Annotated in this window: 29 protein-coding genes and 1 tRNA gene; 17 read left to right on the plus strand and 13 right to left on the minus strand. The window is 70.4% G+C overall.

The window, feature by feature from the left end:
* Positions 1-2 precede the first annotated feature (2 nt).
* The 3 genes from ACFTZA_RS04525 to ACFTZA_RS04535 all read left to right on the plus strand — a co-directional run bounded on the left by ACFTZA_RS04525 (position 3) and on the right by ACFTZA_RS04535 (position 2,863).
* Positions 3-76, plus strand: a tRNA-Pro gene (locus tag ACFTZA_RS04525).
* A 313-nt stretch (positions 77-389) separates the two neighbouring features.
* Positions 390-1,541, plus strand: a complete 1,152-nt coding sequence (locus ACFTZA_RS04530; RefSeq protein ID WP_378191231.1) for a DUF262 domain-containing protein — start codon at positions 390-392, stop codon at positions 1,539-1,541.
* Entirely contained in the window at positions 1,529-2,863 is a 1,335-nt protein-coding gene (locus tag ACFTZA_RS04535) for a hypothetical protein (protein WP_378191233.1), read from the plus strand. The genes ACFTZA_RS04530 and ACFTZA_RS04535 overlap by 13 nt, the downstream gene beginning before the upstream one ends.
* 332 nt (positions 2,864-3,195) lie before the next feature.
* Here the strand turns inward: ACFTZA_RS04535 and ACFTZA_RS04540 are convergent, their stop codons facing one another.
* Both ACFTZA_RS04540 and ACFTZA_RS04545 read right to left on the minus strand, forming a co-directional pair.
* The gene (locus ACFTZA_RS04540; protein WP_378191236.1) at positions 3,196-4,071 is read right to left on the minus strand and encodes a hypothetical protein; all 876 of its coding nucleotides are present in this window, start codon (positions 4,069-4,071) and stop codon (positions 3,196-3,198) included.
* Positions 4,072-4,075: 4 nt separating this feature from the next.
* Positions 4,076-5,746, minus strand: coding sequence for an N-6 DNA methylase (locus ACFTZA_RS04545; RefSeq protein WP_378191238.1), 1,671 nt, complete (start codon positions 5,744-5,746; stop codon positions 4,076-4,078).
* Between the two features lie 405 nt (positions 5,747-6,151).
* Between ACFTZA_RS04545 and ACFTZA_RS04550 the strand changes: the two genes are divergently transcribed.
* On the plus strand, positions 6,152-6,790 hold the full coding sequence (locus tag ACFTZA_RS04550; RefSeq protein WP_378191240.1) for a group I intron-associated PD-(D/E)XK endonuclease: 639 nt from the start codon (positions 6,152-6,154) through the stop codon (positions 6,788-6,790).
* Positions 6,791-6,868: 78 nt separating this feature from the next.
* Here ACFTZA_RS04550 and ACFTZA_RS04555 read toward each other — a convergent pair whose 3' ends face one another.
* The 3 genes from ACFTZA_RS04555 to ACFTZA_RS04565 all read right to left on the minus strand — a co-directional run bounded on the left by ACFTZA_RS04555 (position 6,869) and on the right by ACFTZA_RS04565 (position 9,494).
* A complete protein-coding gene (locus ACFTZA_RS04555; RefSeq protein WP_378191242.1) occupies positions 6,869-7,483 on the minus strand; it encodes an MBL fold metallo-hydrolase in 615 nt (204 codons plus the stop codon).
* Positions 7,480-8,574, minus strand: a complete 1,095-nt coding sequence (locus tag ACFTZA_RS04560) for an S-(hydroxymethyl)mycothiol dehydrogenase (protein WP_378191244.1) — start codon at positions 8,572-8,574, stop codon at positions 7,480-7,482. Before ACFTZA_RS04560 ends, ACFTZA_RS04555 begins: the two co-directional genes overlap by 4 nt.
* Positions 8,575-8,696: 122 nt before the next feature.
* Positions 8,697-9,494 (minus strand): LuxR C-terminal-related transcriptional regulator, encoded by a 798-nt coding sequence (locus tag ACFTZA_RS04565; protein WP_378191246.1) that lies wholly within the window; start codon positions 9,492-9,494, stop codon positions 8,697-8,699.
* A gap of 145 nt (positions 9,495-9,639) precedes the next feature.
* Between ACFTZA_RS04565 and ACFTZA_RS04570 the strand changes: the two genes are divergently transcribed.
* The 4 genes from ACFTZA_RS04570 (at position 9,640) to ACFTZA_RS04585 (ending at position 12,264) form a co-directional block, all read left to right on the plus strand.
* Positions 9,640-10,104, plus strand: a complete 465-nt coding sequence (locus ACFTZA_RS04570) for a DUF4395 domain-containing protein (protein WP_378191248.1) — start codon at positions 9,640-9,642, stop codon at positions 10,102-10,104.
* Between the two features lie 81 nt (positions 10,105-10,185).
* Positions 10,186-10,905, plus strand: coding sequence for a histidine phosphatase family protein (locus tag ACFTZA_RS04575; protein WP_378191250.1), 720 nt, complete (start codon positions 10,186-10,188; stop codon positions 10,903-10,905).
* Between the two features lie 28 nt (positions 10,906-10,933).
* Entirely contained in the window at positions 10,934-11,482 is a 549-nt protein-coding gene (locus ACFTZA_RS04580; RefSeq protein ID WP_378191252.1) for a DUF3090 domain-containing protein, read from the plus strand.
* A complete protein-coding gene (locus ACFTZA_RS04585) occupies positions 11,479-12,264 on the plus strand; it encodes an SCO1664 family protein (RefSeq protein WP_378191254.1) in 786 nt (261 codons plus the stop codon). Before ACFTZA_RS04580 ends, ACFTZA_RS04585 begins: the two co-directional genes overlap by 4 nt.
* 475 nt (positions 12,265-12,739) lie before the next feature.
* Here the strand turns inward: ACFTZA_RS04585 and ACFTZA_RS04590 are convergent, their stop codons facing one another.
* Positions 12,740-13,498: an SDR family oxidoreductase gene (locus ACFTZA_RS04590; RefSeq protein WP_378191256.1), complete on the minus strand. Its 759-nt coding sequence runs from the start codon at positions 13,496-13,498 to the stop codon at positions 12,740-12,742.
* Positions 13,499-13,599: 101 nt separating this feature from the next.
* On the opposite strand from ACFTZA_RS04590, the gene ACFTZA_RS04595 reads away from it, so the two are divergent.
* From ACFTZA_RS04595 to ACFTZA_RS04625, 7 genes are all read left to right on the plus strand, one after another.
* Positions 13,600-14,487, plus strand: a complete 888-nt coding sequence (locus ACFTZA_RS04595; protein ID WP_378191258.1) for a helix-turn-helix transcriptional regulator — start codon at positions 13,600-13,602, stop codon at positions 14,485-14,487.
* 49 nt (positions 14,488-14,536) lie between these two features.
* On the plus strand, positions 14,537-15,100 hold the full coding sequence (locus ACFTZA_RS04600) for a dihydrofolate reductase family protein (RefSeq protein ID WP_378191259.1): 564 nt from the start codon (positions 14,537-14,539) through the stop codon (positions 15,098-15,100).
* Between the two features lie 57 nt (positions 15,101-15,157).
* Entirely contained in the window at positions 15,158-15,823 is a 666-nt protein-coding gene (locus ACFTZA_RS04605) for a hypothetical protein (RefSeq protein WP_378191261.1), read from the plus strand.
* Positions 15,816-16,559: a hypothetical protein gene (locus ACFTZA_RS04610; RefSeq protein ID WP_378191263.1), complete on the plus strand. Its 744-nt coding sequence runs from the start codon at positions 15,816-15,818 to the stop codon at positions 16,557-16,559. Before ACFTZA_RS04605 ends, ACFTZA_RS04610 begins: the two co-directional genes overlap by 8 nt.
* A gap of 70 nt (positions 16,560-16,629) precedes the next feature.
* Positions 16,630-17,865: an AI-2E family transporter gene (locus ACFTZA_RS04615; RefSeq protein WP_378191265.1), complete on the plus strand. Its 1,236-nt coding sequence runs from the start codon at positions 16,630-16,632 to the stop codon at positions 17,863-17,865.
* Between the two features lie 18 nt (positions 17,866-17,883).
* Positions 17,884-18,375: a VanZ family protein gene (locus ACFTZA_RS04620; protein WP_378191267.1), complete on the plus strand. Its 492-nt coding sequence runs from the start codon at positions 17,884-17,886 to the stop codon at positions 18,373-18,375.
* A gap of 43 nt (positions 18,376-18,418) precedes the next feature.
* The gene (locus ACFTZA_RS04625) at positions 18,419-18,934 is read left to right on the plus strand and encodes a VanZ family protein (RefSeq protein WP_378191435.1); all 516 of its coding nucleotides are present in this window, start codon (positions 18,419-18,421) and stop codon (positions 18,932-18,934) included.
* Between the two features lie 11 nt (positions 18,935-18,945).
* On the opposite strand, the gene ACFTZA_RS04630 is transcribed toward ACFTZA_RS04625, so the two are convergent.
* Together ACFTZA_RS04630 and ACFTZA_RS04635 are read right to left on the minus strand one after the other, a co-directional pair.
* Positions 18,946-19,524 carry a YdeI family protein gene (locus ACFTZA_RS04630; protein WP_378191269.1) on the minus strand — a complete coding sequence of 193 codons (579 nt, stop codon included), beginning with the start codon at positions 19,522-19,524 and terminating at the stop codon, positions 18,946-18,948.
* A 49-nt stretch (positions 19,525-19,573) separates the two neighbouring features.
* The gene (locus ACFTZA_RS04635; protein WP_378191271.1) at positions 19,574-20,524 is read right to left on the minus strand and encodes a helix-turn-helix transcriptional regulator; all 951 of its coding nucleotides are present in this window, start codon (positions 20,522-20,524) and stop codon (positions 19,574-19,576) included.
* 105 nt (positions 20,525-20,629) lie between these two features.
* Between ACFTZA_RS04635 and ACFTZA_RS04640 the strand changes: the two genes are divergently transcribed.
* Positions 20,630-21,097 carry a VOC family protein gene (locus ACFTZA_RS04640; RefSeq protein ID WP_378191272.1) on the plus strand — a complete coding sequence of 156 codons (468 nt, stop codon included), beginning with the start codon at positions 20,630-20,632 and terminating at the stop codon, positions 21,095-21,097.
* Here the strand turns inward: ACFTZA_RS04640 and ACFTZA_RS04645 are convergent.
* From ACFTZA_RS04645 to ACFTZA_RS04655, 3 genes are read right to left on the minus strand one after another with little or no spacing between them, the layout of a single operon-like run.
* The gene (locus tag ACFTZA_RS04645) at positions 21,057-21,689 is read right to left on the minus strand and encodes a hypothetical protein (RefSeq protein WP_378191274.1); all 633 of its coding nucleotides are present in this window, start codon (positions 21,687-21,689) and stop codon (positions 21,057-21,059) included. The genes ACFTZA_RS04640 and ACFTZA_RS04645 overlap by 41 nt on opposite strands.
* Before the next feature lie 5 nt (positions 21,690-21,694).
* Entirely contained in the window at positions 21,695-22,519 is an 825-nt protein-coding gene (locus ACFTZA_RS04650) for an alpha/beta fold hydrolase (RefSeq protein WP_378191276.1), read from the minus strand.
* 49 nt (positions 22,520-22,568) lie between these two features.
* Positions 22,569-24,122: an FAD-dependent monooxygenase gene (locus tag ACFTZA_RS04655; protein WP_378191278.1), complete on the minus strand. Its 1,554-nt coding sequence runs from the start codon at positions 24,120-24,122 to the stop codon at positions 22,569-22,571.
* A 123-nt stretch (positions 24,123-24,245) separates the two neighbouring features.
* Between ACFTZA_RS04655 and ACFTZA_RS04660 the strand changes: the two genes are divergently transcribed.
* Entirely contained in the window at positions 24,246-24,788 is a 543-nt protein-coding gene (locus tag ACFTZA_RS04660) for a DUF4334 domain-containing protein (protein ID WP_378191279.1), read from the plus strand.
* Here the strand turns inward: ACFTZA_RS04660 and ACFTZA_RS04665 are convergent.
* Both ACFTZA_RS04665 and ACFTZA_RS04670 read right to left on the minus strand, forming a co-directional pair.
* Complete coding sequence (locus tag ACFTZA_RS04665; RefSeq protein ID WP_378191281.1) at positions 24,785-25,168, minus strand: hypothetical protein; 384 nt, start codon at positions 25,166-25,168, stop codon at positions 24,785-24,787. The genes ACFTZA_RS04660 and ACFTZA_RS04665 overlap by 4 nt on opposite strands.
* 11 nt (positions 25,169-25,179) lie before the next feature.
* A complete protein-coding gene (locus tag ACFTZA_RS04670) occupies positions 25,180-25,617 on the minus strand; it encodes a hypothetical protein (RefSeq protein WP_378191283.1) in 438 nt (145 codons plus the stop codon).
* Positions 25,618-25,620: the final 3 nt, after the last annotated feature.

Consider the following 25,620-nt stretch of genomic DNA (forward strand, 5'->3'; position numbering starts at 1 on the left):
CACGGGCTGTGGCGCAGCTTGGTAGCGCACCTGACTGGGGGTCAGGGGGTCGCAGGTTCAAATCCTGTCAGCCCGACGGACATCGCGTTGCCAGGCTGATTTCCACGAGATGGGGATCAGCCTCGTGTTGCATGAGCGCATTCGCATGACAGGTCTCCGCGCCGAAGCGGAGACTCCGCAGTCTTGCCGACGGCAATCTCCCTGCGGCGCAAGGCGGAGTGTCAATCCGGTTCCGCGCACGGCTCCATATAAACTCGGTCTAAGTCGGTAGCGTGTCGGCGAGGATGAGCCTCAGTGCAAGATTCCACATTGCGCTGGCCGACGCACGCCTGGAAAGACACGCGGCACCCGCTGGGTGCATCGATCGCAGACCTCGCAGGAGCAGCAGGATGAAGATCAGCAAGTCGGAGCCGGACCTCGCGACGATCGTGTCCTGGATTAAAGCTGATGAACTCGACCTGCAACCAGACTTTCAGCGAGGTGAAATCTGGGATAAGCGCAGGAAGCAGCGACTCATTGATACTGTCCTGAGAAAGTGGTTCATCCCCGCAGTTCACATTGTCATCGACAGTGACGGCAGGGAAGTTGTTCTCGATGGACAGCAACGATTGGTAGCCTTGAAGGAGTTCTTCTGCGACGAGTTTGCAGTAGACGGCAGGCTCGAGCCTGCTAGCGACCTGATAGCAGGCCTTGATGGAAAACGATTCAGCGAACTGCCTGACCCAGTTCGCCGTGGTATTGAACGATTTTCGATTCAAGTCATCACCCTTACCGAATTTCGGCCACAAGAGCCGAATGAACTGTTCTTTCGGCTAAACCAATCGTACAATCTGACCCCTCCAGAGAAGCGTAACGCGCTGCACGGGCGGGCTCGCGACCAGGTCAAGGACCTCGTTTCGGAGCTCGCCAACATCGGGTTGCTTCGACGAGAGAGCATCGGGTTTTCGAACGGGCGGCTTGCATACGACGACATCATCTCCAGAACGTGCGTGTCGCTCGAAATTGGAACCTTGCGTGAGCACATAAACAACGATGTGGTGGAGCGCTTCTATCGCACTAGCACGTTTTCGACAGGTACAATCGACGCAGTGCTCAGTTCCGGGAGAGCACTGCACCACCAAATCCGACGCGTCGACGAACGCGTCCGTTTCAACAAGGGGACCCTTCAGACGTGGCTGACGTACTGTTGCTGGGCGATTCCAGCGACCGGACCACTGCCAGACACCCTTCTAAACGACTTTGAGAGGGCGCGCGCGAGATTCAGGAAGGGCGAAGTGGTCTCGCCCGACGGATTGGAGGGGGTGATCGCGGTTTACGACGACCGCGCATCCTACCGGGTAACCGATGTCTCATCCGTGCTCGCACGAGATCTCGCCGTTCATCTGTTCTCGATGCTGAGGTTCGGTACCCGGAGCCTCCGACAGTCAGAATTGGTTGCAAGGGAGCTCCACACTCTAGGCAGAGAGCGAGCGCAATCCGCAATCTTCGATTTTATAAAGCTCGCTGACTGGGGCGATCACACGTCGGAATGGACGATGTGATGCGACGCGTCGCCGAAGAGGAAGCGTGGACGAACGCTCGCAAGGCTCACGCAGGGAGCCCGGCCCAACCATTCGAATTTGAACCCGGGGCGACGATTGACCTGGCCGCGCCCTGCGTCGTCGTCGGTGGACGAAACGGCTCTGGGAAATCTCGACTGTTGCGGGCGATCCACAGGGACTTCGAGTCGAGTTCTTTGCTATTGAACGTACACCAGCTGGTCGAGCAGGCGATGAGTGTATTGCGAACGCGCGACGACCTTGCCGAGATGGCCGATGAGTTCGGACCGCTAGGCCCCGATCTTGAACGAGCCGACGACGTCAAACGGGTCGTAGGTCGGGACTACGAGAAAATCGAATGGTTCGGGCTCGAGATCGAGCCAGACGACAACCTTGTTGCCGACCAGTTTCGTTGGTCGGGGGATCAGCCACTCTTTCCCTACTTTCTAGTCCAGTACCGCGCACGTGAATACTCCAGTCTTGAGATGGGATTGGGCGAGTACTCCGTGCATCTCCTCTTTTGGATCCTGGAGCAGCATCGGCATCGGGAAGACCTCACTATTCTATTGGACGAGCCCGATGCGTACCTGCCTCCCGTAGGAGCGTCAAGTCTCCTGCATCGACTCGTGAGCGTCGCCATAAAGCGCAAGTGGCGCATCGTCATGACTACCCATTCGGAAGAAACAATAAGGCACGCGATCCGTGAGGATGCATTTGTATTGTTGCGAGTAGACCACGATGGCGCCGTCATCGCGGAACGTGCTGACGGAGACCCAACCGTCGCGACCAGCGTGCTTTCGCCAGAGTCGGTTCGCCACGTGATTTTCTGTGAGGACGAGTCTGCGGCTGCGCTGACGAATTCGATCTTGAAGGTGTGCGGCGCGGGTCTAAACAGATCGACAACGGTAGTTTGGGGTAATGGCCACGGGTTTCTTCGCTCATTGCACGAACACCTTCCGCGTCCTCCGAAACCCGACGTTCGGTTCTCCTATGTCTTCGACGGTGATCAAAGGGCGGGGATTCCTGGTGATAAGCGGGGACGCTGGCGAGCTATTTGTCTGCCTACGGAGCGCGATCCCGATGCGTTGTTCAGATCCGTGGGGGATTCACGGTCCGCTCTAGCCGATAGGTTGGGCAGCCCCATCGAGGACCTGTCGCGTGTTCTCGACACACTTGAAGGGCTCGACTCCCATGATTGGGTCAACGTGTTGGGCGAACATTACGGGCGGCCGCTAGTCTTATGGGCGCTTAGCACGCTTTGGGTAGAAGCGCATCGGGAGGCCACTGAGGCGTGGGTCGCCGACTTGCGGCGAGCATTTGCATAATCGCCGCTTGAGACCGCAGTGGGCCTGTCTCCGAGGCGATGGGCTCTGGCAGACGGCAGTAGACAAGATTGTCGATCGCGGGTTGGCGGGCTCAGTGCTTACGGTGGTCGAGGATCTTCGCTAATGGCACGGGCCTACGCGCTGCGCGCGCAAGAGCTCCTGATCATGTCGGTCTGACGTTCGTACCGTCTAGCGGACGCGAGAATGGGGGAAGGTAGCTCGTTGCAGGGCGCGCGGCCATGTCGCAGCAGCGCTTAAAAGGCCGTGTTCATCGCTCAATTGCGTTGGGCGCCCAATCGCGAGACTGGTTGTGCACGCGTGTCGTCGACCCGTTACTCGCCGTGTTGCTCCGCCTGCTTCTCCCCGTTCTCGAGGCTCTCAGCGATTTCCGCGGCGATAAGGTCAAGAACAGAGTCGAGGCTGGTCACTCGCTCCGCGACTTTGGTGGCGTCGGTCGCCGGTACATAGCCGTTGCCGGCGCTATTGGCAATGAACCCGTAGACGCCAACGCGGTCGAGGTAAGTCTCGGTTAGTTCGCGGGCCTGGCGCACCATGTAGTCGAGTTCCTTGGGCGTCTCGAGTCGACCGGCCCAGATCGCGTAGACCTTGGGGGCCGCCTTCTGTCGCCAGTGGTCCCAGTGTCGGATCTCAGGCGTGTTGCGCTGCCTATAAAGCTTGAGGTCGGTGGCCTGGAATTTCAGTTCCTTGCGTCGATTGGTCCAGTCTGATCGCACGCTTCTCGCGGGTGTGTCGCCGAACGCCGGCGCCCCAGTGAGTTTAGCTTCACAGCAGACGATCGGCTCGGTCGCGACGCCCTTGGCGGGGGCGGGCCACGCAATGTCGATCTGGTGGAGTTGGGAGAAGCCCTTCACCTGAGTGCGAGGCGCAAGTGGGCTTCCGGTTTTATTGCTGAGAATGGCGGTAAGAACCTCAGAGAAGAAGTTGCCCTTCTTGCGGTAGATTCCGCCAGCGAGCTGCGCGGCCGAGTAGCCAGCGGCCTTGACACTGGCCGGCGCGCGAGGGATCACTTGTTCGATCCGATATGTGTCGATACTCCACAAAAGCCCAAGGAACTCGGTCTCAATCTTCTCGAACCGAGTCACGTCATGATCTTCGATGTGGGCTTTCAAGTCGAGCAGTCGTTCGCCGGGTATGCCGACGAGCCTCTCGACGCGCTGCTGGTCTTCGGGCTTGGACGAGGGCGGCATGGAGTCATTCTGCCCGACGCAAACGCCGTTCCCGCAAGTGTCTCGCCGCGCTGCGCAGTTGCGCGATCTCGTCGTCGCCGAGTCCACATGCTGCGCCGAGCACCGCAGCATCGACTCTCTTGGACACTTCGGCCCAGGAGCCGCTTTTCAGTTTGCGGTCCAAGTTCGGCTTGACCGGCTTGAGCTCCTGCCAGGCGCGCACCATGATGCTGGGGCTCGGCAACGGCAGCAGGGCGGCTTCGCGAGGCTCCATTTTCAGAATGCCTCCCCCGTAGGAGCGTCCGTTCACCTCGGCGCCGAGCATGGTCACCGAGTTCAAGCACATGAACGGGAGCGCGGACAAGGCCTCCTTCGGTACGTCGTCCTTAAGGGTGACGCCGTGCATGGAGTTGAGGAAGCCGGTCCTAGCCGTGTTAGCGATGAGCCGGGGGTAGTTATGGCTCATGTATGTGAAGAACAGGTCGGGGATCGGTGCGAGCGGAGGGCGCCACCACGGTGTGCGGATCTGGCACTTGTACGCCTGATCAACGCCGAGAGACTCACCGTGAGCCGCGTACGCAACGCGCGCTGCGCTGCTGTCGTCAGGAGCAGGGCGAAACAACCAAACTCGCTCACCGGCTTCGCGCAGGGCGTGCCACTGCTGCGTGGTGAAGGCGGAGCCGCGCAGGTGTCGTGTGCCTGGAGGGCTGATGCGCGCGAGCTGAAACGGCTCGAGTCCGTAGTGAAGTCTGGTCGTCTCGTTCAATGCAAAGAACGAGTTGCCGCCCGTGACCGTCCCGAGAGAGGAGGACCCGTATGTGCTGAGGGTCGTGAAGTGCTCAGACGTCACCTCGCGATACAGGCCGCGCGCGGTTTTCGGAATCAAGATGTCGGTCCACTTGCCCGTCTCAGGGGGTGTCACGTTCAGCTGCATGTACGGACGGATCTGAGCGAGGTCCTCGGCGGACTCCACGTGCCAGAGCGAGAAGGCGTCACATCCGCCTCGCCCCTCGGCAAGAAGCAGCACTACGTCCGCCAGGGCGTCTCGAAATTGGAGGCGCTCGAAGAGTACTAAGTTGACGCGCTCGAAGCGCGCCTTCAACCAGCGTCGGATCGGCTCTGCGTATCCAACCGTCAGGAGCTCGGCGGGCAATACCATCGCGAGTCGTCCGTCTGGCTTGAGAAAGCCCGAGGCGTGCGCGAGGCTCGCAGCCCAGGAAGATGCGAGGCCGTTAAGATGTACGCCCTGCCGAAGGGCGGCGCTGGACGAGAGGTGGCGTGAGGCGCCGGCGTGCTGCTGATAGCGGACGAACGGTGGGTTCCCGATCACCGCGTCGACGTAGTCAAGTTGTGCTCCAAGCTGGTCGGGCGTGGGCACTGCGAAGAAGTCTGAAGCGATCAGATGGGCGTCAAGCCCTTCTTCCTCGAGGAGTCGATCGGCTTCGCGAAGCGACGCCTCGTGTAGGTCGATTCCGAACACCTGGCTGTCAAGGTCACTCGTTTGCTGCCCCAATGCCTTGAGCTGCTGGCCGGCAGCCATGAGGAAGACGCCGTCGCCGCAGGTGGGATCGAGCACGAGCGCCTCTGGATCGTCGCGAATGGCCCAACCGGCCAGATGCTCTGCGATCGCGGGCGGAGTGAAGAAGGCGCCCCTGGCCTTGCGCAACTCCGCGCTGTCGCCGGGGAAGTGCTCCATGCCCTCCAGCATACGGTTGAGCCTTGCCTCCTCCCGGACGGCTCGCGGCGGCGGACTGGGGCGCGCACTTCTGACCATCGTCGCATCCTTCGCTTCTTCGTAATCGAAAATCTGTTCGAGGCATCCTGCCAGCCGCCGCTGACATCCAGCGTCCGGGTCTGGCCCGGCCGGCCGAGCAGGCAGTGGTGCGTGCGAGGGGTGGCGCGAGCTTCCCCGTCATCCGAGGTTAGGCGTGTCGGAGGTCCGCCATACCGTCCGCTTGTGACAAGTGAGCGGAGGTACACGGATCAGCAACTCGTCGACGCGACGAGTGCCTCGACGTCTTGGCGAGGAGTGCTGCGCGAACTTGGGCTCGCGGCGAGCTCGGCGTCCGCGATCAGATCAGTTCGTTCGCACGCTGACCGTTTGGGTCTCGACTACGACCACTTCACCGGGCAACGCCGGTGGACGGAGAGCGCCCTCCAAGCGGCGGTAGCGAGCAGCGAGACGTGGACCGACGTAGTCAGCGTCCTGGGACTGCACGGCGGCTCAGCCACCGCAACGTTGAAGGGGCATGCCGCGCGTCTGGGCCTTGACGTCACCCATCTGACGCAGCAATGCGCGGCGTCGGCAACAGACCTCCGTCCCGACATTGTCCATCTCGACCGGGCCGGCTCGATGATGGCAGCCGCCTGGTTCATGCTGTGCGGCCTCGAGGTCTCCTGGCCCCTGGAGCCCTGCCGTTACGACCTGCTCGTTCGTAGGGAGGAAGCCGTGCGCCGAGTTCAGGTCAAGACCACGCGGACACGCGAAGGGAGCGGTTGGAAGGTCTATCTGTCCAAGGGGCGACGTGAGAGGAAGCCGTACGACCCGGATGAGATCGACGACTTCTTCATCATCGACGGTGACCTCTCCTACTACGTGATCCCTCTCGCTACGGTCGGTGGTCTCCACGCGATCCGCCTCGGCGCGTACGAGGCGTACCGTGTGACGGCAACCAGCGGCGGGAGCGACACGACAGAGCCGTCGGCAAGGACCTCTGATAGCGCGAGAACAGCTGTCTGACCGGTGACGCGCTGTAGGCGCGGCGTCGCGACGTGAATTCTCGGGCGGCGGCGTACGCCGCCGCCCGAGAGGCGGTGGTCAGAGAGCCGCGGCCTCGTCGGCTATGGTCGTCGTCGGGCCGTGGCCGGTGTGGACGACGGTCTCCGCCGGGAGCGTGAGGATCCGCCGGCGGATCGAGTCCTTGATGACGCGCTCGTTGGAGTACGAGCGTCCGGTCGCACCGGGGCCGCCCTGGAACAGGGTGTCGCCGCTGAACAGCACGGGAGTGTCCAGCCCTTCGCGGATGAACAGGCAGGTCGAGCCTGGGGTGTGGCCGGGCGTGTGGATCGCCTCGATCGTCAGCCCGGCGACCTTGATGATGTCGCCGTCCCAGAGCTCGTGCGTGGGTTCGTGGTCGGCGTGCGTCAGGCGCCACAGCGCCAGGTCGCCCGGGTTGAGGTACGTCGGCGCACCGAGGAATGACGCGGCGCGCGGGGCCTCGGCGACGTGGTCGTCGTGACCATGGGTGAGCACGATGGCGACGACGCGACGCTCACCCACCTGATTGCTGATCGCGTCTACATCGTGGGCCGGGTCGATGACGACGCACTCGTCGTCGTCACCGACGATCCAGACGTTGTTGTCCACCTCCCACGAGCCGCCGTCCAGGGTGAACACGCCGGACGTCTCGAGGTGCTCGATGCGCGCGCTCACAGCTCCACCACCGATCGCAGCACGGAACCGTCCTTCATCTTGTCGAACGCCGCCTCGACGTCACCGAGCCCGACGCGCTCGGTGACGAAGGCGTCGAGGTCCAGCCGGCCCAGCCGGTACTGGTCCACCAACATCGGGAAGTCGCGCGACGGCAGCGCGTCGCCGTACCAGGCGGACTTGAGCGAGCCGCCCCGGCCGAAGACCTCGTCGAGAGGAAGCGTGATCGTGGTGCCCGGGTCCGGGACGCCGACGAGGACGACACGCCCGGCGAGGTCGCGCGCCTCGAAAGCCTGCTGGTAGGTCGCCGCGATGCCGACGGCGTCGATCACGAGGTCCGCACCGAAGCCGCCGGTGATCTCGCGGATCCGTGCCACGGCGTCCTCCTTCGCGGAGTTCACGGTGTGCGTCGCGCCCAGCGCGCGGGCCGTCTCGAGCTTGTCGTCCGTGACGTCGACGGCGACGATCGTCGTCGCGCCGCCCAGCTTGGCGCCCGCGACCGCTGCGGTGCCCACGCCGCCGCAGCCGATGACGGCGACCGACTCGCCCCGCTTGACCTCGCCGGTGTTGAGGACGGCGCCGATCCCGGCCATGAGCCCGCAGCCCAGCAGCCCGACGGCGGCGTTCTGCTCGTCCGCGATGTCGCCGTCGATCGGGGTGCACTGGCCCGCGGCGACGAGCGTCTTCTCCGTGAAGGCGCCGATTCCGAGGGCGGGGGAGAGTTCCGTGCCGTCCTCGAGCGTCATCTTCTTCGTCGCGTTGTGCGTGTTGAAGCAGTACTGCAGCTGGCCCTTGCGGCACGCGCGGCACTGCCCGCACACGGCCCGCCAGTTGAGGATGACCTTCTGGCCGACCGACACCTCGGTCACTCCCTCGCCGACGGCCTCGACGACCCCGGTGGCCTCGTGCCCGAGCAGGTACGGGAAGTCGTCGCCGACACCGCCCGCGACGTAGTGCTTGTCGGTCTGGCAGACACCGGACGTGAGGACGGCGACGAGCGCCTCACCGGGTCCGGGGTCGGGCACGATGATCGTCTCGACGGTGACCGGTGCGTCCTTGCTGCGCGCGACGACACCCTGTACGCGGTGAGCCATCTGTCCTCCTCGGGTTTCGGGCGGGGAGGCGAACCCCGCACCGTGCGACTGCCCCGAACCTACGGACAACCCGCGGACCGCGGACCTACCCGCGAGGGCGGCCGGCCTACCCGAACGGGTAGTCAGGGCCGGGCGCCGTCACCGGTGCCGGCGACGAGTTGGGCGCGGCGTCGCACCGCGACCACGCGCATCATCGCCGACACGTGGTACTTAACCGTGTTGGTGCTGATGGCCAGCTCGTCGGCGATCTCGCGGTTCGTCCGGCCCTGCGCGATGAGGGTGCGGATCTGGTTCTGCCGGTCGGTCAGCTCTGCCCCGATGCTGTCCTGCGCGGCCGCCGGGTCGGCGCCGTCGAGCGGGAACCGCAGGTGCAGGTGGCCGCCCCACCCGGGCGTCGCCTCGACCGTCCAGTCGCCGTGGAGCTGCTCCACCCGCTGCGCGATGGGCCGGAAGCGGTCGTCCTCGCGACTCGCGGTGCCGTGCCCGTTGTCGTGGACGTCGACCAGGAGGTTCGTCCCGTCGCAGTCCCACTGCACCCGGGCACGTGTCGCGGACTGCTCGTCCATCTGCGCGAGAAGCGCCACCCGGACGCACGAGCGGGCGCTCTCCGCGATGGCGGTCGGCACGGCACGCCCGTTGGCGGGCGGCTGGACGAAGTCGATCGCGAGGGACCCGTAGCGGGTCAGGGTCCGCAGCTCGGAACGCAGGCGCTCGAACGCCTCGACCGCCGGCTCGAGGCCGTCGTTCCTCACCGGACGCCGCTCGTCGAGCGCGATGAGCGCGTCGACGGCGACCTGCTCGGCCTTGATCCGGGCCGAGCGGTCGGTGAGCTCGCTCGAGCGCAGCACGGCGAGCACCGACCGCAGCGCCACCTCGGCGTGCTCGACGTCGCCGCCCTCGTCGATCCCTGGCCCACGCATCCGCAAACCCTACCCAGCAAGCCTGGCGACGAACCGACCTGTCGTCGCGCTCGTCGCTCGGTCGAGCGCTCTGAGGTTCGTGCACGGCATCAGGGAGCGGCCTAGGCTGAGATCAGCAGTCGGCGCCTACCTCGCGGAGGCCTTCATGCCCGGCTCCAGCATCACCGCGTGCCCGCTCCGTGGCCAGGTCGATCCGCGACTCCTGCGATTCAGCGCTGGGGCGACTGCGGGCGTTCTCGCCGTCGTGCTTCTCGTCGTCGACGTCGCACGCCCGTTGAGCCTCGGCCTGCTGGCGTCCCAGGTCGCGCTGTTCGGGTTCACCGCGTTCGTCAGCTTTCAGTGGTCGCTGTGGGCCCAGATCTACGCCCGACTCATCTGGCCGCGCATCGGGCCGCCGGCCAGATTGGAAGACGCTCGGCCGCCGAGGTTCGCACAGCTCGTCGGCTTCGTGCTCACCGCTCTCGCGCTGGCCCTCTTCATCACCGGCTTCGACGTCGCCGGCTACAGCCTGACGCTGCTCGCTCTCGGCGTCGCGGTACTCAACGCGTCCACGGGTTGGTGCCTGGGCTGCAAGGCCTATCTGCTGATCCGCCACCCGCGCCAGGCTTGACCTCGACGGGACGAGCCGCGGTACCGGTGCGACGGGCAGCTCCGCACGTCGCGCGGTGATGGGAGCCCCTACGCTCGCTGCATGCCCACAGTCCTCCTCGTCCGCCATGGCCGCACCACCGCGAACGCCGGAGGGATCCTCGCCGGGCGGGCGCGCGGCGTCCGGCTGGACGCCGTCGGGCGCGACCAGGCGGTCCGGGCGGCCGAGCGCGTGGCCGGTGTGCCGCTCGCGCGCGTGGTCACCAGCCCGCTCGAACGCTGCCGCCAGACCGCGCGGGCGCTCGTCGAGCGCCAGGGCGAGGCGCCGGAGCAGGTCGTCGAGCGCGGCATCACCGAGTGCGACTACGGGCAGTGGCAGGGGCGGGCGCTGAAGGACCTCGCCGGTGAACCACTCTGGAAGGTGGTGCAGACGCAGCCGTCGGCGGCGGCGTTCCCGGGCGGGGAGTCGCTCGCCGCGATGCAGTCCCGCAGCGTCGCGGCGATCCGGCGCCACGACGCGGAGGTGGCGGAACGCTACGGCGCCGACGCGGTCTGGGCCGCGGTGTCCCACGGGGACGTGATCAAGTCCGTGCTCGCGGACGCGCTCGGGATGCACCTGGACCTGTTCCAGCGCATCGTCGTCGGCCCCGCGTCCGTGTCGATCGTCAGGTACGGCCCGCACCGGCCGGACGTGATCGCGACGAACAGCGAGGCCGGTGACCTGTCCTGGCTGCGTGCGGCCGCGCCGGCCGGTGACGCCCCTGTCGGTGGCGGGGCCGGACACGGCGAGCCCGACGGCGAGGCGGGCCTACAGCCGTCCTGACCGGCGGTCCGCTCGTAGAGTGGGGGCCATGCCTACCCTCGTGCACGCGTTCGACTGGCCCGACCGGGTCGTGGTCGGCACGGTCGGAATGCCCGGATCCCGCACGTTCTACCTGCAGGCCCGCGAAGGCAACCGGACGGCCGCCGTCGTCCTCGAGAAGGAGCAGTCCGCCGTCCTCGCCGAGACGATCGACCGCGTCCTCGACGAGCTGATGGACGACTCCGACAACAAGTGGAGCGTCCCCGCCGACGTGCCCGCCGAGCTCGTCGACGACGACCCCCTCGACTTCCCTGTCGAGGAGGAGTTCCGCACGGGATCCATGCGGCTCACCTGGGACCCGCGCACGGCACAGGTGGTCGTCGAGGCGTTCCCGCTCGTGGACGCCGACGACCTGGATCCCGACGAGGACGAGCCCGAGCCGGACGAGGCGCTCCTCGTCCGGATGCCCGTCGGGACCGCACGCGCCTTCGTGCAGCGCACGCGCGCCGTCGTGAAGTCCGGCCGCCCGCAGTGCCCCCGCTGCGGTGAGCCGATGGACCCCGACGGGCACGAGTGCGCGCTGCCCGACGAGGCGTGACGACCACGCACGACGACCTCGACGCGGCACCGCTCGAGGTCGTCGGACGCATCCGCGTCGCGTCCAACGCGACGTTCCGCGCCCGCATCGGCGACGTCGACGTCGTCTACAAGCCGGTGGAGGGGGAGCGGCCGCTGTGGGACTTCCCCGACGGCACGCTCGCTGGCCGCGAGGTCGCGGCGTACCTCGTCTCGGAGACGACCGGGTGGGGCGTCGTGCCCCGAACGTGGCTGCGTGACGGGCCGCTCGGCCCCGGCATGGTGCAGCTCTGGCAAGAGATCGATGCGTCCCAGTCACCGGTCGACGTCGTCCCGACGCCCGACGTCCCGCCCGAGGGCGTGCGGACGGTGCTGGAGGGGCTCGGCGAGGACGACCAGCCCGTCGCCCTCGTCCACGAGGACTCGGCGGCGCTGCGCCGGATGGCGGTGCTCGACGTCGTGCTCAACAACGCCGACCGCAAGGGCGGGCACGTGCTCCCGCTCGCGGACGGGCGACGCCTCGGTGTCGACCACGGCGTGACCTTCCACGTCGAGCCCAAGCTCCGCACGGTGCTGTGGGGCTGGCTCGGCGAGAGCCTCAGCGACGACGAACTCGATGGCGTCCAGCGCGTGCGCTCGGGCCTCGGCACGGATCTCGACGGCGACCTCGCGCGCCGGCTCGGCGACCTCCTCACGGCCGACGAGGTGGCGGCGCTCGCGGACAGGTGCGAACGGCTGCTCACCACGGCGCGGTTCCCCGCGCCGTCGGGAGACATGCCCGCCGTCCCGTGGCCGCTGTTCTGAGGCAACTGCTCAAGCCCTCGGATGAGAACCCACGCTTATTTCGACGGGCCAACGAGGCAGTGCCCTGTCTCAGGCGCCCAGAGGCTCTCCACCTCACTCGTAAGGAAGAGGTCGATCGGGGCTCCGCGCGGACCGGGGCTGCAGTTCGACGTCACGTGTGACCATTCGTCTCCGGCGTCGTAGCCCCACGCGATGTCCCAAACCGGAAGCAGGCGACCATCGGCGAGACGGACCTCGGTCAGGACGCCGTCTCGGTCCTGGAGTACCGCCAGGATCTCCAGGTCACGGGGGTGGGGGTCCACCGGCTCGTACGCCGACGCCATGCCGCACACCATATGCCGAACGACAGGTCGGAGGACCCGGGCCGCAAGGTCAGCGCGCTCCTTGCGGGCACTGGGCGTCGGCGTGTTTCGCCCCCCGCCCGAGCGCCGACGTCGCGTAGTCCGCGATCATCGGCCGTCACGGCCGCGCGGGGTCAGTGCGGGTCCGACGCGTTGAGCGTCGCGACGACCTGGTCGTAGTCGCCGCGCGCCTCGCCGTGGCGCAGGAGCTTCACGCGCTCGACGAGGATCTCGTGGGCGTCGGGCTGGGTGCGGAGCAGCTCGACGACCTCGCTGACGAAGTCGTCGAGCGGCATCGCGAAGGCGCTCTCGCGCTGGCCGGGGAGTAGGTCGGTCGCCACAGACGGCGGCACGATCTCGGTGACGCGCACGCTCGTGTCGGCGAGCTGCAGGCGAAGCGCCTCGCTGAGCATGTGGATCGCCGCCTTGGACGCGTCGTAGCTCGGCGTGGCCTTGAGCGGCGCGAACGCGAGGCCGGACGACACGGTGACGACGGTGGCGTGCGGGCGGGTCTGCAGGTGCTCGACGAACGCACCGATGAGCCGGATCGGACCGAGCACGTTCGTCGTGAAGATCTCCTCGGCGCTCTCGAGGAAGCCCTCGGGGTGGTGCCAGTCCTCGATGCGCATGATGCCGGCCATCGTGACGAGGGTGTCGAGGTCGGGGTGCCGTTCGAGCACCTCCTTGGCGGCCGATGCGATGCTCTCCGGGTCCGTGGTGTCGACGCGGACGGTGTCGATGCCAGGGTGCTCGGCGGCGATCTGCTCGAGCAGCTCGGTCCGCCGCCCACCGACGACGACGGTGCTGCCCTGCTCGTGGAGCGCGACGGCGAGCGCGAGCCCGATGCCGCTCGTCGCGCCGGGGATGAAGACGGTGCTGTTCGTGATGTCCATGGCTCGATCCTCGGCAGCCGTCGCCGGCGGCGGCAGAGACCGGTCAACGGGGGACCGGCGATCCCTGGCACGGACCGCCCCCGCCGACCACGATGGGCCTCATGGACCGTGCCGCCCTCGCCGACTTCCTCCGCCGCCACCGCGAGGCTCTGCAGCCGGGCGACGTCGGGCTGGGACCCGGGCTGCGCCGTCGGGCACCGGGGCTGCGCCGCGAGGAGGTGGCGCAGCTTGCCCTCATGTCCACGGACTACTACACGCGCCTGGAGCAGCAGCGCGGTCCGCAGCCGAGCACGCAGATCCTCGCCTCGATCGCCCGCGCGCTGCGCCTGACGGCCGACGAGCGCGACTACCTCTACCGCGTCGCCGGCCACGGCGTGCCGGACCGCACCGCCGACCCCGGCCACGTCGCGCCCGCGCTCCAGCGCGTGCTCGATCGGCTCTCCGACACCCCGGCGCTCATCCTGGACCCGCTCGGGCAGACGCTCGCGCAGAACGACCTCGCCCGCGCCCTCTACGGCGACGCCACCGCGCACACGGGCTGGGAGCGCAGCGAGATCTACCGCTGGTTCGCCCACCCCGAGACGGCGCGCGCCGTCTATCCCGAGCACGACCGCGCGCGGCAGGGCCGGGCGCTCGTCGCGGGCCTGCGAGCCGCCGTCGGGACCCTCGGGGCGACGTCGCGTGCCGGCGAGCTCGTCACCGCGCTCCAGGAGACCAGCCCGGAGTTCGCCGCGCTGTGGGACCGGCAGGAGGTCGCGCGGCGGTTCGCCGACCACAAGGTGCTCGTGCACCCCGAGGTGGGCGAGATCGAGGTGGACTGCCAGGTGCTGCTCACCGAGGACCAGCTCCAGGCGCTGCTCGTCATCACGGCTGCACCAGGCAGCGAGTCGGAGGAGAAGATCCGACTGCTCGGCGTGCTCGGGACGCAGGACCTCACCGCGGACGAGCCCGCGGACCGGAGCGAGGCAGCGCCGGGCCGACGAGTTTGACACCTCCCACCGGTCCACGTGCCGTACCCGCGACCGAAGGAGACGACCGATGCGTGACGTGATCTACTCGATGAGCACCTCGCTGGACGGCTACATCGCCGGGCCGGACGGCGACTTCGACTGGGGCGGTCCCGATCCGGAGGTGTTCCAGCACTTCACCGACGAGATCCGGCAGGTCGACGTCCACCTGCTCGGGCGTCGGCTCTACGAGACGATGCTGTACTGGGAGGATCCGGACAACGCCGCGTCGTTCGACGAGGGCGAACGCGCCTGGGCGGACCTGTGGAACCCGTTGCCGAAGGTCGTGTTCTCGACCACGCTCACGCAGGTGCAGGGTGCGGCGCGCCTGGCCACGGGTGGGGTGGTGGCCGAGATCGAGAAGCTGAAGGCCGAACCGGGGGAGGGCCTCATCGCGATCGGCGGCGCGACGCTCGCCGCCGAGGCGGCCGCGCACGACCTCATCGACGAGTACCGCGTCATGGTCTACCCGGTGCTGGTCGGCGGAGGCGTCTCGTACTTCGCCCAGCACGGGCGGCACGTCGACCTCGAGCTCGTCGAGAGCCGCGTCTTCCCGACGGACGTCGTCTACCACCGCCACCGGGTCGTGCGGTAGCGGCCGACAACCGGGAGCGAAGGGCACATCTCGGCCGTCGTTGCTAGGTTGCCGTGCGTGTCCTCGAACTGGAAGCGGCGGCGAGCCGCCCGGCGACTCAGGCCCGGCGACGGGCACTCCCTGCCACGCTTCCGCTGGTGGCAGCCGCTCTCGCGCACCCTGTTCCACCTGCGGCTCACCGGCGAGGACGGCCGCGCGGAGACGTGGTCCGTCGACGTGCGGCTCTGGGGCGACAAGGACGACGGCGAGGTGCGCGCCCGCCTGTACCGCGACGGCCGCCATCAGGCGACCTCCAAGCTCCCCGCCGAGTTCCCCGTCACCGGCGGGGTCGTCGAGGTGGCCACGAGCAGCTACGGGCTCAGGCGCTGCCACTACGTGCGCGAGGACGGTACGCAGCAGCAGCTCGTACCCGACCCGGCGTCCGCCGAGGGGCGCCGCGCGCGTCTCGACCGCGAGCACCCAGGCGCCAGCCGGACCATCGGGGTCGTCTCCTGGGCGGTCCTCGCCGTCGCGCTCGTGCTCGGTGTCCCGCAGATCGTGGAACAGGTCTCGCAGATCCCGCCCGTCGCGGAGCGGGTCGGCACCTTCACCTCCCCGATCCACCTCACGGGGACGGTCAACGTCGCGCTCGTGGTTGCGACCCTCGTGGCCAGCACCGAGCGCGCGCTGCGCCTGCGCTACCACTGGCTGCTCGACGGCGGGCTGTTCGATGGCGATGACTGAGCGGTCAGTCGGGGAAGGGGAGCGGGTCACGACGCCCGACGCACGGATCACCGTGCTGCCCGACCCGGCTGAGGTGTTCGACCCGGGCCAGCCGTGGCTCAGCCGCGTCCTGCACCCCCTCGTGTCCGTCGACCTCGCGGCGGTGCACCCGAGGTGGTCGGGCAGGATCCACCTGCTCAGCCCCGTCGAGCCCGAGTCCGGGCTGCTCGGTGAGGAGACCACCCGCCATCACGACGACCAGGTGACCGAGAACTGGATCTCGTTCCACGTCGACGACGACGGGCGCTACCGCTTCCTCGGCGACCGGCGGTTCTTCGAGATCGAGGACCAGGAGGCGCGGGGCAGGGTCTCCGCCTCGCTGGCAGCGACGTACGCGCAGGCGCAGGAGCAGCTCGCGGGCACGCGCGTCCGGTACGCGCAGCTCGGCGCGCTCGTGTGGGGCGACCCGGCGGAACCGACCCGTCAGCGCCTCGGGGCGTCCACCGACAACGCGCTCGTGGACCAGCTCGGTGGCGATCCTGGGCACGGCAACTGGACGGCTTTCGAACCGCCCGCCGCGTACGTGCTCGACCAGGACGACCCGGTCACCCCGACGCTGCGCCTCGCCGACGGGCGCCCGTTCACGTTCGTCGCCGCGACGGCCGGGTACCCGTGGCGCACCCAGGGTCCGGACGCGATCCTGCTGTTCTTCGAGCCCGAGACGCGCACCGCGGTGCTGACCTTCGACTGGAGCTGAGCGTCCCGACCGGCGGGCGGCCGGACGACGTGGCACTGTGGCCCCTGACCGCGTGACGAGAGGGGACCAGATGGCTTGGGGCAGGCGCCGATCGCAGGAGCGCGCACCGCAGCGCGCCGACGACCCGAAGCCCGAGGCCCTCCAGCCCGCCGGCGGTACGCCGGTCGACCGCGGGAGCACGACGGCGGAGCCCGGGCCGGGCGGAAGGGAGCGCCCCGGCGTCTCGCAGCTCTGGGCCGACGGCGTGGGGCGTGCCGGGACGCGGTCGCTCCAGGTGCTGGCGATCCTCGCCCTCATCGCCGTCGCGGTGTTCGTGGTCACGCGGCTGACGCTCATCGTCATCCCCGTGCTCATCGCGCTCGTGCTCGCGGCCGCGATCTCGCCGCTCGTGAGCCTCCTGCGGCGCAAGGGCGTGCCGTCGTTCCTGGCGACGATCATCTCGCTGGTCGCGCTCGTGGCGGTGCTCACCGGCGTCGTGTGGCTCGTCGCCGCGGCCGTCGTCGACCAGTGGCCGACCCTGCGCGACCAGGCGATCGAGGGCTTCGACGAGCTCCAGACGTTCGCCGAGAACCTGCCGTTCGACATCTCCCAGGAGCAGCTGCAGTCGGTGCAGGACTCCGTCGTCGGGTTCCTGCAGTCCGACGCCGTCGGTGCCGGGGCGCTCGCGGGCGTCTCCCAGACCGTCGACTTCGTCGCCGGCTTCCTCGTCATGATCGTCGTGCTGTTCTTCTTCCTCAAGGACGGCCCGGCGATGTGGGAGTTTCTCCTGCGCCCCTTCGAGGGCGAGCGGTACGCGCGCGGCCAGCGCGTCGGCGACGCGACCGTCAGCACGCTCGGCGGCTACGTCCGCGGCACCGCGATCATCGCGCTCGTCGACGCCGTCGCCATCGGCATCGGCCTCGCGATCGTCGGCGTCCCGCTCGTCGTCCCGCTGTCGGTCCTCGTGTTCCTCCTCGCGTTCATCCCGCTCGTCGGCGCGACGCTCGCCGGCATCCTGTCCGCGCTGGTCGCGCTCGTCGCCCTCGGGCCGGTCGAGGCACTCATCGTCGTCGCGATCGTCGTCGGCGTGAACCAGCTGGAGGGCGACCTGCTCCAGCCCGTCGTCATGGGCCGCACGCTGCGCCTGCACCCGCTGGTCATCCTCGTCGCCCTGACCGCCGGCACCGTCCTCGCCGGCATCACCGGCGCCGTGCTCGCGGTCCCGATCGCCGCGTCCATCTGGAAGGCGATCCAGGTCTGGGACGGCCCCGACCTGCCCGCACGGTTCGCCCGGCAGAAGCGGCGGGAGACCGTCGAGACCGGCTGACCACTAGTCTCGGCCCACGTGATCACCACCCTGCTCGTCGCCCACCCCTGGTTCTCCCCGGCCGTGCTGGCCGTGCTCGTGCTGCTCGGCCCGCCCGTCGGCACGTGGCTGCTCGCACGCCCGCGCACCGCGTGGACGCTGTGCGGCGTCTCGCTGCTGCCGGTCGCCCTGCTGACCCTCGTGCCGACGGGCCGCGAGGTGCTCGAGCGCTGCGCCGTCGGCTGGGCGCTGCCGACGTTCGGCCGCGTCGAGCTCATGGCCAACGTGATCCTGTTCGTCCCGCCGGTGCTGCTCGCGGCGGTCGCCACCCGCCGCCCGGTCCTCGCGCTGCTCGGCGGCCTCGCGACGTCCGCCGTCATCGAGACCGTGCAGGCGCTCGCGCCCGCGCTCGGGCGGTCCTGCGACACCAACGACTGGCTGTCCAACGCCATCGGCTCGCTCGTCGGTGCGGCGCTCGCCGCCGTCGCGATCCGGCTCGAGCGCCGGTCACGACCAGCCCGCGTGCGCTGAACGCGCGCCGGGCGCATCGCGGGTAGCGTCGCCCCTCGTGCTCATGCAGGTGATCCTCACCCACCCGTGGCTGCCCCCCGCGGTCCTCGTCGCGCTCGTGGTCCTCGGCCCGCTCGCCGGGCGACGCCTCGTCGACCGCCCGCGCGCCGCATGGGCGGCCTTCGCCGTCTCGCTCCTGCCCGTCGCGTTCCTCACGCTCGTGCCGACCGGCGGCGACGCCGAGCGCTGCGTCCTGAACTGGCAGCTCCCGTCGCTCGGCAACGTCGAGATGCTGGCGAACATCGCGCTGTTCGTCCCCCCGGTGCTGCTCGCGGCCGTTGCGGGCCGACGACCCTGGTGGGCGCTCGCGGGCGGCGTGGTCGGATCCGTGGCCATCGAGGCCCTGCAGACGCTCCTGCCCGCGCTCGGCCGGTCGTGCGACACGAACGACGTGCTCGCCAACGCGATCGGCGCCGCGATCGGGGTTGCGCTCGCGGCGGTCCCGCTCGTGCTCGCGCGGCGCTCCGCACCGAGCGCGGCGCAGGAGGACGCCGACGTCGAGGTCCCCTCGTCGCGCTGACGCCCGCGCCCTCAGGCCTCGCCGCGCTCGAGGCCTGACACGGCCTTCTCGATCCGGCGAGCGCGCACGGCGTCGTCCGGCGCCGTGACGACCTGGGTGATGACCAGGAATCGGTCGACGCGGGACAGCCCGGCGAACCGCGCCGCGGCGGCGGGCGAGCGCTCCAGCGCTGCGGCCAGGTCCGGCGGCACCTCGGCCGCAGCCGGGCCTGCGTACGCGCGGTCCCAGCGTCCGTCGGCCTGGGCCCGCTCCACCTCGGCGTGCCCGCGGGCGCGCATCCGGCCCGACGCGACGAGGTCGGCGACGATCGCGACGTTCCGCCGCGACCACAGCGAGCGGGCGCGCCGCGGGGTGAAGTGCTGCAGGAACGTAGCGGCGTCGCGTGCGTTGCGACGGCCGTCGATCCACCCGCTGCACAGCGCCTCCTCGAGCGCCTCGGCGTAGGTGAGCGACGTCGGCTCGGTCGTGCCCTTCTTCGCGAGGACGAGGCGCACGCCGTCGGACGTGCCCTCGTGGATGTCGAGCCACGCCCGCCAGGCGGGGGCGTCGGGGACGATCAGCGGTTCGGGTGCGGGAGCGTCGTCGGCCATGGTCGCCATCCTCCCGCGCGAGGCGGTCGGGCGCGGTCCTCTTCTCGGGTCACGTGGTAGCCGTCGTAGCCGCCGCGAGCCGGGCGGAGAGCGCGGCCGCGGCCTGGCGCAGCGGCTCCGGGCCGACCACGGTGAACGGGGCGTCGAAGCGCAGCACGAGCGCGACGAGGCTCGGCCAGGACCACGAGCCGACCACGAGGCGGCACGAGCGCTCGTCGACCGCGGTGACCTCGCCGTCGTCGACCCACCGCGCCACCTCGGTCGCCGGCAGCTCGACGACGACCTCGCCGGTGCAGGGCCACCGGTCCTCCGCCTCCGACCCCTTGGACCGCGCGGCGAGGAACGAGCGCGCGTCCGGCGCGGGCAGCGGTCGCGGGACGAAGCGGACGCCGCCGGGCGTGCGCGGGGACAGGCGGTCGAGGCGGAAGATCCGCCAGTCGTCCCGGCCGAGGTCCCACGCGACGAGGTACCAGCGGCCGCTCTTCGCGACGACGTCGTGCGGCTCGACGTGACGCGGCGGGCCGTCCGCGCCCGCGTAGTCGACGCGCAGCGTCCGGCGGTCGCGCACCGCGGTGCTCACGGCCTCGAGCACGTCCGGTGCCACGCGAGCCACCGGTTCCGAGCCGGTGAACCGGATGCCGTCGACCCGGTGGCGGAGCCGCGAGGGCATGACCTGCCGGACCGTCGCGAGCGCCCGCTCCGCGGCCTCGTCGACGGCGACGCCGCTGGACGGCGCGCTCTGCAGGGCCACGGCGATCGCCACGGCCTGCTCGTCGTCGAACAGCAGGGGCGGGAGGTCGGACCCCGCCGCGAGGCGGTAGCCGCCGTGCCGGCCCTTCGTGGCATCGATCGCGTACCCGAGCTCGCGGAGCCGGTCCACGTCCCGGCGCACGGTGCGCGGCGTCACGCCGAGCCGCTCGGCGAGCACCTGCCCGGGCCAGTCGCGCCGCGTCTGCAGGAGCGACAGGAGTGACAGCATCCGTGACGAGCCTCCGATCATGCGACCAGTCTGCTGCACTCAGCGGACCGCACCTGTCCTCTGAGGCTGGGAGCGTCCTCCTGACGGCGGACCGCCGCACCGCACCAGCGACGAGAAGGACATCTCATGAGCATCAGCACCACCACGCACCTCAACTTCCGCGGGACCGCGCGCCAGGCGCTCGACTTCTACGGCACCGTCTTCGGCGGGGACGTCGTCGCGACGACGTACGGCGACGTCGGCATGCCGAAGGAGCTGCCGGGTGCCGACAAGGTCGTCTTCGGCCAGGTCACGACCGCGGACGGGTTTCGTCTCATGGCGTACGACGTGCCGGGCCACGACGACACCGACCCCGCCGCGATCGCCGGCACCACCACGCGCGAGAACGGCGCCACGATCACCGACCGCACGTTCTTCCAGTCGGTGCGTGGCGAGACGCTCGCCGAGGTCGCCGCGTACTGGGAGGCGCTGTCCGACGGCGCCGACGTGATCGAGCCCCTCGCCGCGTCGCCGTGGAGCCCGGGGTTCGGCATGCTGACCGACCGGTTCGGCGTCACGTGGGTGCTCGACGTGCAGCCCGCGCACGCCGGCTGACGCCCCGCGCGCTCGGCGCCGTGGGAGACGGCGCCGAGCGCGACCGGCCGCCGAGCGGGACCAGGGCCCCGGCGAGGACGGCGCCGCCCACCGCCCAGGCGAGGTCCCCGATCGTGTCGGTGTACCCGACGCCGATCCGGTCGTCGAGGTACGTGTAGCCGGCCCACTCGCCGATCTCCCACAGGATCGCGCCGAGCGCACCGAGGCCGGTCGTCGTGACGACCGCCGCGACGCGACGTCGCGCACCGGGATCGGCACCGACGCCGGGAGCGAGGCCCCAGCGCGCCAGGGCGAGGTAGGCGACGGCCGCGATGAGACCCGTGCAGGCGGCGTGCACGGGCAGGTCGAGCCACGGCACGGCCTCGTACCAGGAGAGCTGCGCCGCCCAGGCGGCGAGCAGCAGCGACGCGCTGTACGGGACGTCCAGCGCGGCGGGGACCCCGAGCGCGCGCGGGACCATGGTGCCGCCGAGCACGAGCAGGAACAGGGCGGCGCCGAGCCCGCCCAGCACGAACGGGGCGACCAGGAGGCTGACGAGCGCGGCGACCCGGACGAGGTCGCCGGGGACGAGCGGGGGAGTCCTGCTCCGCACGCGCGTCACCGTGCGGCCGCGACGCGGTCGGCCACGGCCCCGGCGACCTCGGTGGGGGTGGTCTCGGGCAGCCAGTGGCCGGTGTCGAGCTCGACGAAGCGGTACGGCGCCCGCACGAAGCGCTCGGTGTCCTCCGCGGCGCGCCGCCCGAGAGCCTGGTCGCCGCTTCCCCACACGTACGTGGTGGGGACGGTGACGTCGGCGACCGGCGTGCGGGCCAGCGGGAGGGCGCGGTACCAGTTCAGCGCCGCCCGCAGTGCGCCCGGCTCGCGCATGCGCGCGGCGTAGCGGTCGGCGTCCTCGGCGGGTACGCCGGAGCGGCGGAGCAGGGACGGCATCGCGCGGGACAGCAGCACCTCGGGCAGCACGGGCAGCTGGAAGAAGCCGGCGTAGAGCGACCGCAGCGCCTGGTCCGAACGCGTGAGCGAGCGCACGAGCGCGCCCGGGTGCGGTGTGGAGAGCACCGTGAGGCTGCGCACCCGCTCGGGCGCCCACGCAGCGAGCGCCCACGCCACGTTGCCGCCCCAGTCGTGGCCGACGAGGTGCGCCGGTCCGGTCCGGTCCAGCAGCGCCAGGACGTCCTGGACGAGGAAGTCGAGCCGGTACGCCGCCCGTGCGAGGGGACGCGCGCGGGGCGAGTAGCCGCGCTGGTCGAGCGCGACGGTGCGCAGCCCGGCCTCGTGCAGCAGCGGTGTCGCACGCGTCCAGCTCGACGAGTCCTCGGGGAAGCCGTGGAGCAGGACCACGGTCTCGCCGTCGGCGGGGCCGTCGTCGTGCACGTCGAACGTGAGCTGGCCGCGGCGGATCTCGTGGAGGCGGGGCGTGGTCACCGTCCCAGGGTGCGGGCCGCGACGGGCACCGGCAATCGGTCGCCGGCGGTCAGGTGGCGACGACGCGCAGGTAGTCGGCGAGACCGGTCGCATCAGCGGCGGGGCCGAGGTAGCCGACGTACCCGTCGGGCCGCACCAGGACCACGCCGCCGTGGCGCAGCCCGGTCGCGTCGGCGAGGCGCGCCGCGTCCTGGCGGGAGACCGCCAGCTCGGCGACGCCGATGGGCAGGTCGGGTGCCGCGGCGCCGCCGAGGAGGCCGCCGGGGTCGTGGTCGGGCAGGACGACGGCGAGGTGACCCGGGGTGCGCGCGAGCGCGGCGCCGACGTCGGTGTCCGGCAGGTGGAGGAAGTCGCCGGGGCGCAGCGCCCCGCCCTCGCCGCGGACGACCGGGCTGTCCCGGTAGCGCACCCGCTGCTGCTCGACCGTCTCGGACAGGCGGGTGACGATCGTCGACGACTGGAGGCCGAGGTGCACGACGGCGTCCCGCACCCGCTGCGCGACGGGGTTGCTGAGGGTGCCGACGCGCGTCAGGCGCGTCGCGAACGCGATGACGTCCGCGCCGACGGGGTGGCGCTCGGCGTGGTAGCTGTCCAGCAGTGCGTCCGCGGACCCGTCCCGGGCCGGGGCCTGGACGGCGCGCGCGAGCTTCCAGCCGAGGTTGGCCGCGTCGTGCAGGCCGGTGTTCATGCCGAGGCCGCCCGCCGGGCTGTGGATGTGCGCCGCGTCTCCCGCGACGAAGAACCGGCCCTGACGGTAGCGGCCCACCTGGCCGTGCTTGAGCCGGAATCGCGTGAGCCAGTGCGCGGTGCGGATGCGCAGCGCGACACCGCGCTCGTCGAGCGTGTGCTGCAGCCAGTCCTGGGTCACCTGCCGGTCCGGGTCCGTCCCGTCCGGCAGCTGCGCGAGGACGCGGACGCGGTCGCCGGGGAGCGGGAACAGCAGGCTCGTGGTGTCGCCGGGGGAGAAGAAGGTGTGGAAGCTCGAGCGGTCGTAGCCGTGGTCGCCGTCGACGTCCCCGATGAGGAAGTCGTCGCCGGCGAACGAGCCCTCCAGGTGCTCGCCCATGACGTGGCGCACGGCGCTGCGCGCCCCGTCGGCACCGACGACGTACCGCGCGCGCACGGTCCCGGTCGTCCCGTCGCCCCGGGCCGTCTCGGCCACGACGTGGCCCTCGTGCTCGGTGGCCCCGGTGAGCGTGGTCGACCGCTCGACCGTGACGCCCAGGGCGGCGAGCCGCTCCGCCAGCACCGCCTCCGTGTCGGTCTGGAGCAGCGACACCGAGTACGGGTGGGTGGCGGTGATCGCGTCGAACGGGATGCGCCCGACGTCGTGCCCGCGGGTGTGCAGGGCCATGCCCGTGATGGTCCTCGCGCGGGCGAGGATCCCGTCGAGCGCACCGAGCGCCTGCAGGTGGTCCAGCGTGCGGGAGTGGACGACAATGGCGCGCGACTGCGTCGTCGGCGCGTCGAGGGTGTCCACGACGCGCACGGAGACGCCGCGACGAGCGAGGTCGGCGGCGAGCGCGAGCCCGACCGGACCGGCCCCGACGACGAGCACGTCGACGAGCGGCGCGGTGACGTCGTCGGGAGGCTGACGTGCCACGGGACCGTCTCCTTCGTCGGGCGACCGGGGTTGTCCGTCGTGGCCAGGATCGGGGCAAGACGCCGGGGCGTCAACGGGTCTGGTCGCCGCGCGAGGTGACCGCTGTCCGGTGAGTATCGGGACGTGGACCCGTCATCGCGCCGTGCGACGCTCCGCCGTGCCGAGCAGGGCACGACGCCGGCCGCGGCGCTCGCGCTCTTCGACGCGCTGCCCGCCGCGGACCCGGGTGCCCTGGTCGGGACGTGGCGCGGATCGGGCGTCCCGACGGGCCACCCGCTCGACGGCACGCTCGAGGCGCTCGGCTGGTACGGCAAGCGGTTCCTCGACGGGGGAGACGCGCACCCGCTGCTGTTCGACGACGGCCGTGGCGGCGTCCTCGCCCTGAACCCGGCGCTCGCGCCCCTCGGCCTCGTGGTGCGGGTCGCACCCCTGCTGCGCCGGCCGGGCGTCGCGCGCCTCGTGCGCCCGGCGCTCCCGGCCGCCCGCACCCGCTGGCCGCGGGCCCGCCTGCGCTCGACGGCGTACCGCGGCGTCGTGAGCGCGACCATGACCTACGACGCGCAGCCGATCGACGACCACCTCCGCGCCGTCGACGACGACACCCTGCTCGGGCTCATGGACGCCCGTGGGAGGCGCCCGTTCTTCTTCGCGCTCCGGCGGACCTAGCGTCGGGCGAGGTGGAGGCCGCCCGCCACGCCCGCCGTCACGCCAGCGGCGACGAGGAGGACGACGGCGACGGTGTCGGCCGGCGGGCCGAGGAGGTACGTCTCCACCTCGGGCGCTGTCTCGGACGGACGCTGCCACGTGCAGACCAGACGGGACGGGGCGATGCCGTACTCCGCGTCGACGAACGACTCCTGGCTGACGATCCCGTGGGGCCACGGCCGGAGCAGGCAGTCGAGCGCCTCGTCGCCGGAGTGCTGCCACAGCGAGAGCAGCACGGGCGACGCGGCGACCGCGAGCGCGCCGACCAGCAGCAGCGCTGCGGCGAGCCGGTACGGGCCGCCGGCTCGCACGGGTCGCCCGGCGTCATCGTCCGGCTGCATGCGCACCGGGCTCAACCGCAGCTGTCGCAGATGCCCGTGGCGGGGAGCGTCATGAAGCACGTCGGGCACACGGCCGGCGGCTTCTCCGGCTCGGGCGCGCGGCGGGGCGTCGCCGTCCGCGCGCGCGGGGCGGACGACGTCCGGCGTGCCGGGGCGGGGGGCGGCGGGGCGACGGGGCCGGTGGCGTCGAAGCCGTGCTTGCGCAGGATCGTCACCGCGTCGACCTTGCCGCCGGCCAGCTCGTCGGCGGTGGCGACGCGACCGGTCGCGTGCCGGTGGGCGACGCCGAGGATCGCCTTGGCGTCGTAGGTGCGGCCGTCGTGGTCGAGCGTCTCGCGGACCGACGGCGTGAACCCGTAGACGCCGAGGAAGTTCTCGGCCCCGCGGTCGTCGTGCTCCGCGATCGCGGCGAGGATGTGCTGGCGGGTCACGGCGGAGAAGGTAGCCACCCG

The organism is Cellulosimicrobium sp. NPDC057127 (assembly GCF_042670945.1).
In the GTDB taxonomy this organism is placed as follows: Bacteria; Actinomycetota; Actinomycetes; order Actinomycetales; family Cellulomonadaceae; genus Cellulosimicrobium.

Excerpts from the sequence above, each read along its gene's own strand:
- ACFTZA_RS04530 (WP_378191231.1), top strand. The coding sequence starts at position 390 with ATGAAGATCAGCAAGTCGGAGCCGGACCTCGCGACGATCGTGTCCTGG.
- ACFTZA_RS04535 (WP_378191233.1), top strand. The coding sequence starts at position 1,529 with ATGGACGATGTGATGCGACGCGTCGCCGAAGAGGAAGCGTGGACGAAC.
- ACFTZA_RS04540 (WP_378191236.1), bottom strand. The coding sequence starts at position 4,071 with ATGCCGCCCTCGTCCAAGCCCGAAGACCAGCAGCGCGTCGAGAGGCTC.
- ACFTZA_RS04545 (WP_378191238.1), bottom strand. The coding sequence starts at position 5,746 with ATGGAGCACTTCCCCGGCGACAGCGCGGAGTTGCGCAAGGCCAGGGGC.
- ACFTZA_RS04560 (WP_378191244.1), bottom strand. The coding sequence starts at position 8,574 with ATGGCTCACCGCGTACAGGGTGTCGTCGCGCGCAGCAAGGACGCACCG.
- ACFTZA_RS04565 (WP_378191246.1), bottom strand. The coding sequence starts at position 9,494 with ATGCGTGGGCCAGGGATCGACGAGGGCGGCGACGTCGAGCACGCCGAG.
- ACFTZA_RS04570 (WP_378191248.1), top strand. The coding sequence starts at position 9,640 with ATGCCCGGCTCCAGCATCACCGCGTGCCCGCTCCGTGGCCAGGTCGAT.
- ACFTZA_RS04575 (WP_378191250.1), top strand. The coding sequence starts at position 10,186 with ATGCCCACAGTCCTCCTCGTCCGCCATGGCCGCACCACCGCGAACGCC.
- ACFTZA_RS04580 (WP_378191252.1), top strand. The coding sequence starts at position 10,934 with ATGCCTACCCTCGTGCACGCGTTCGACTGGCCCGACCGGGTCGTGGTC.
- ACFTZA_RS04590 (WP_378191256.1), bottom strand. The coding sequence starts at position 13,498 with ATGGACATCACGAACAGCACCGTCTTCATCCCCGGCGCGACGAGCGGC.
- ACFTZA_RS04595 (WP_378191258.1), top strand. The coding sequence starts at position 13,600 with ATGGACCGTGCCGCCCTCGCCGACTTCCTCCGCCGCCACCGCGAGGCT.
- ACFTZA_RS04600 (WP_378191259.1), top strand. The coding sequence starts at position 14,537 with ATGCGTGACGTGATCTACTCGATGAGCACCTCGCTGGACGGCTACATC.
- ACFTZA_RS04610 (WP_378191263.1), top strand. The coding sequence starts at position 15,816 with ATGACTGAGCGGTCAGTCGGGGAAGGGGAGCGGGTCACGACGCCCGAC.
- ACFTZA_RS04615 (WP_378191265.1), top strand. The coding sequence starts at position 16,630 with ATGGCTTGGGGCAGGCGCCGATCGCAGGAGCGCGCACCGCAGCGCGCC.
- ACFTZA_RS04625 (WP_378191435.1), top strand. The coding sequence starts at position 18,419 with ATGCAGGTGATCCTCACCCACCCGTGGCTGCCCCCCGCGGTCCTCGTC.
- ACFTZA_RS04630 (WP_378191269.1), bottom strand. The coding sequence starts at position 19,524 with ATGGCCGACGACGCTCCCGCACCCGAACCGCTGATCGTCCCCGACGCC.
- ACFTZA_RS04635 (WP_378191271.1), bottom strand. The coding sequence starts at position 20,524 with ATGATCGGAGGCTCGTCACGGATGCTGTCACTCCTGTCGCTCCTGCAG.
- ACFTZA_RS04640 (WP_378191272.1), top strand. The coding sequence starts at position 20,630 with ATGAGCATCAGCACCACCACGCACCTCAACTTCCGCGGGACCGCGCGC.
- ACFTZA_RS04665 (WP_378191281.1), bottom strand. The coding sequence starts at position 25,168 with ATGCAGCCGGACGATGACGCCGGGCGACCCGTGCGAGCCGGCGGCCCG.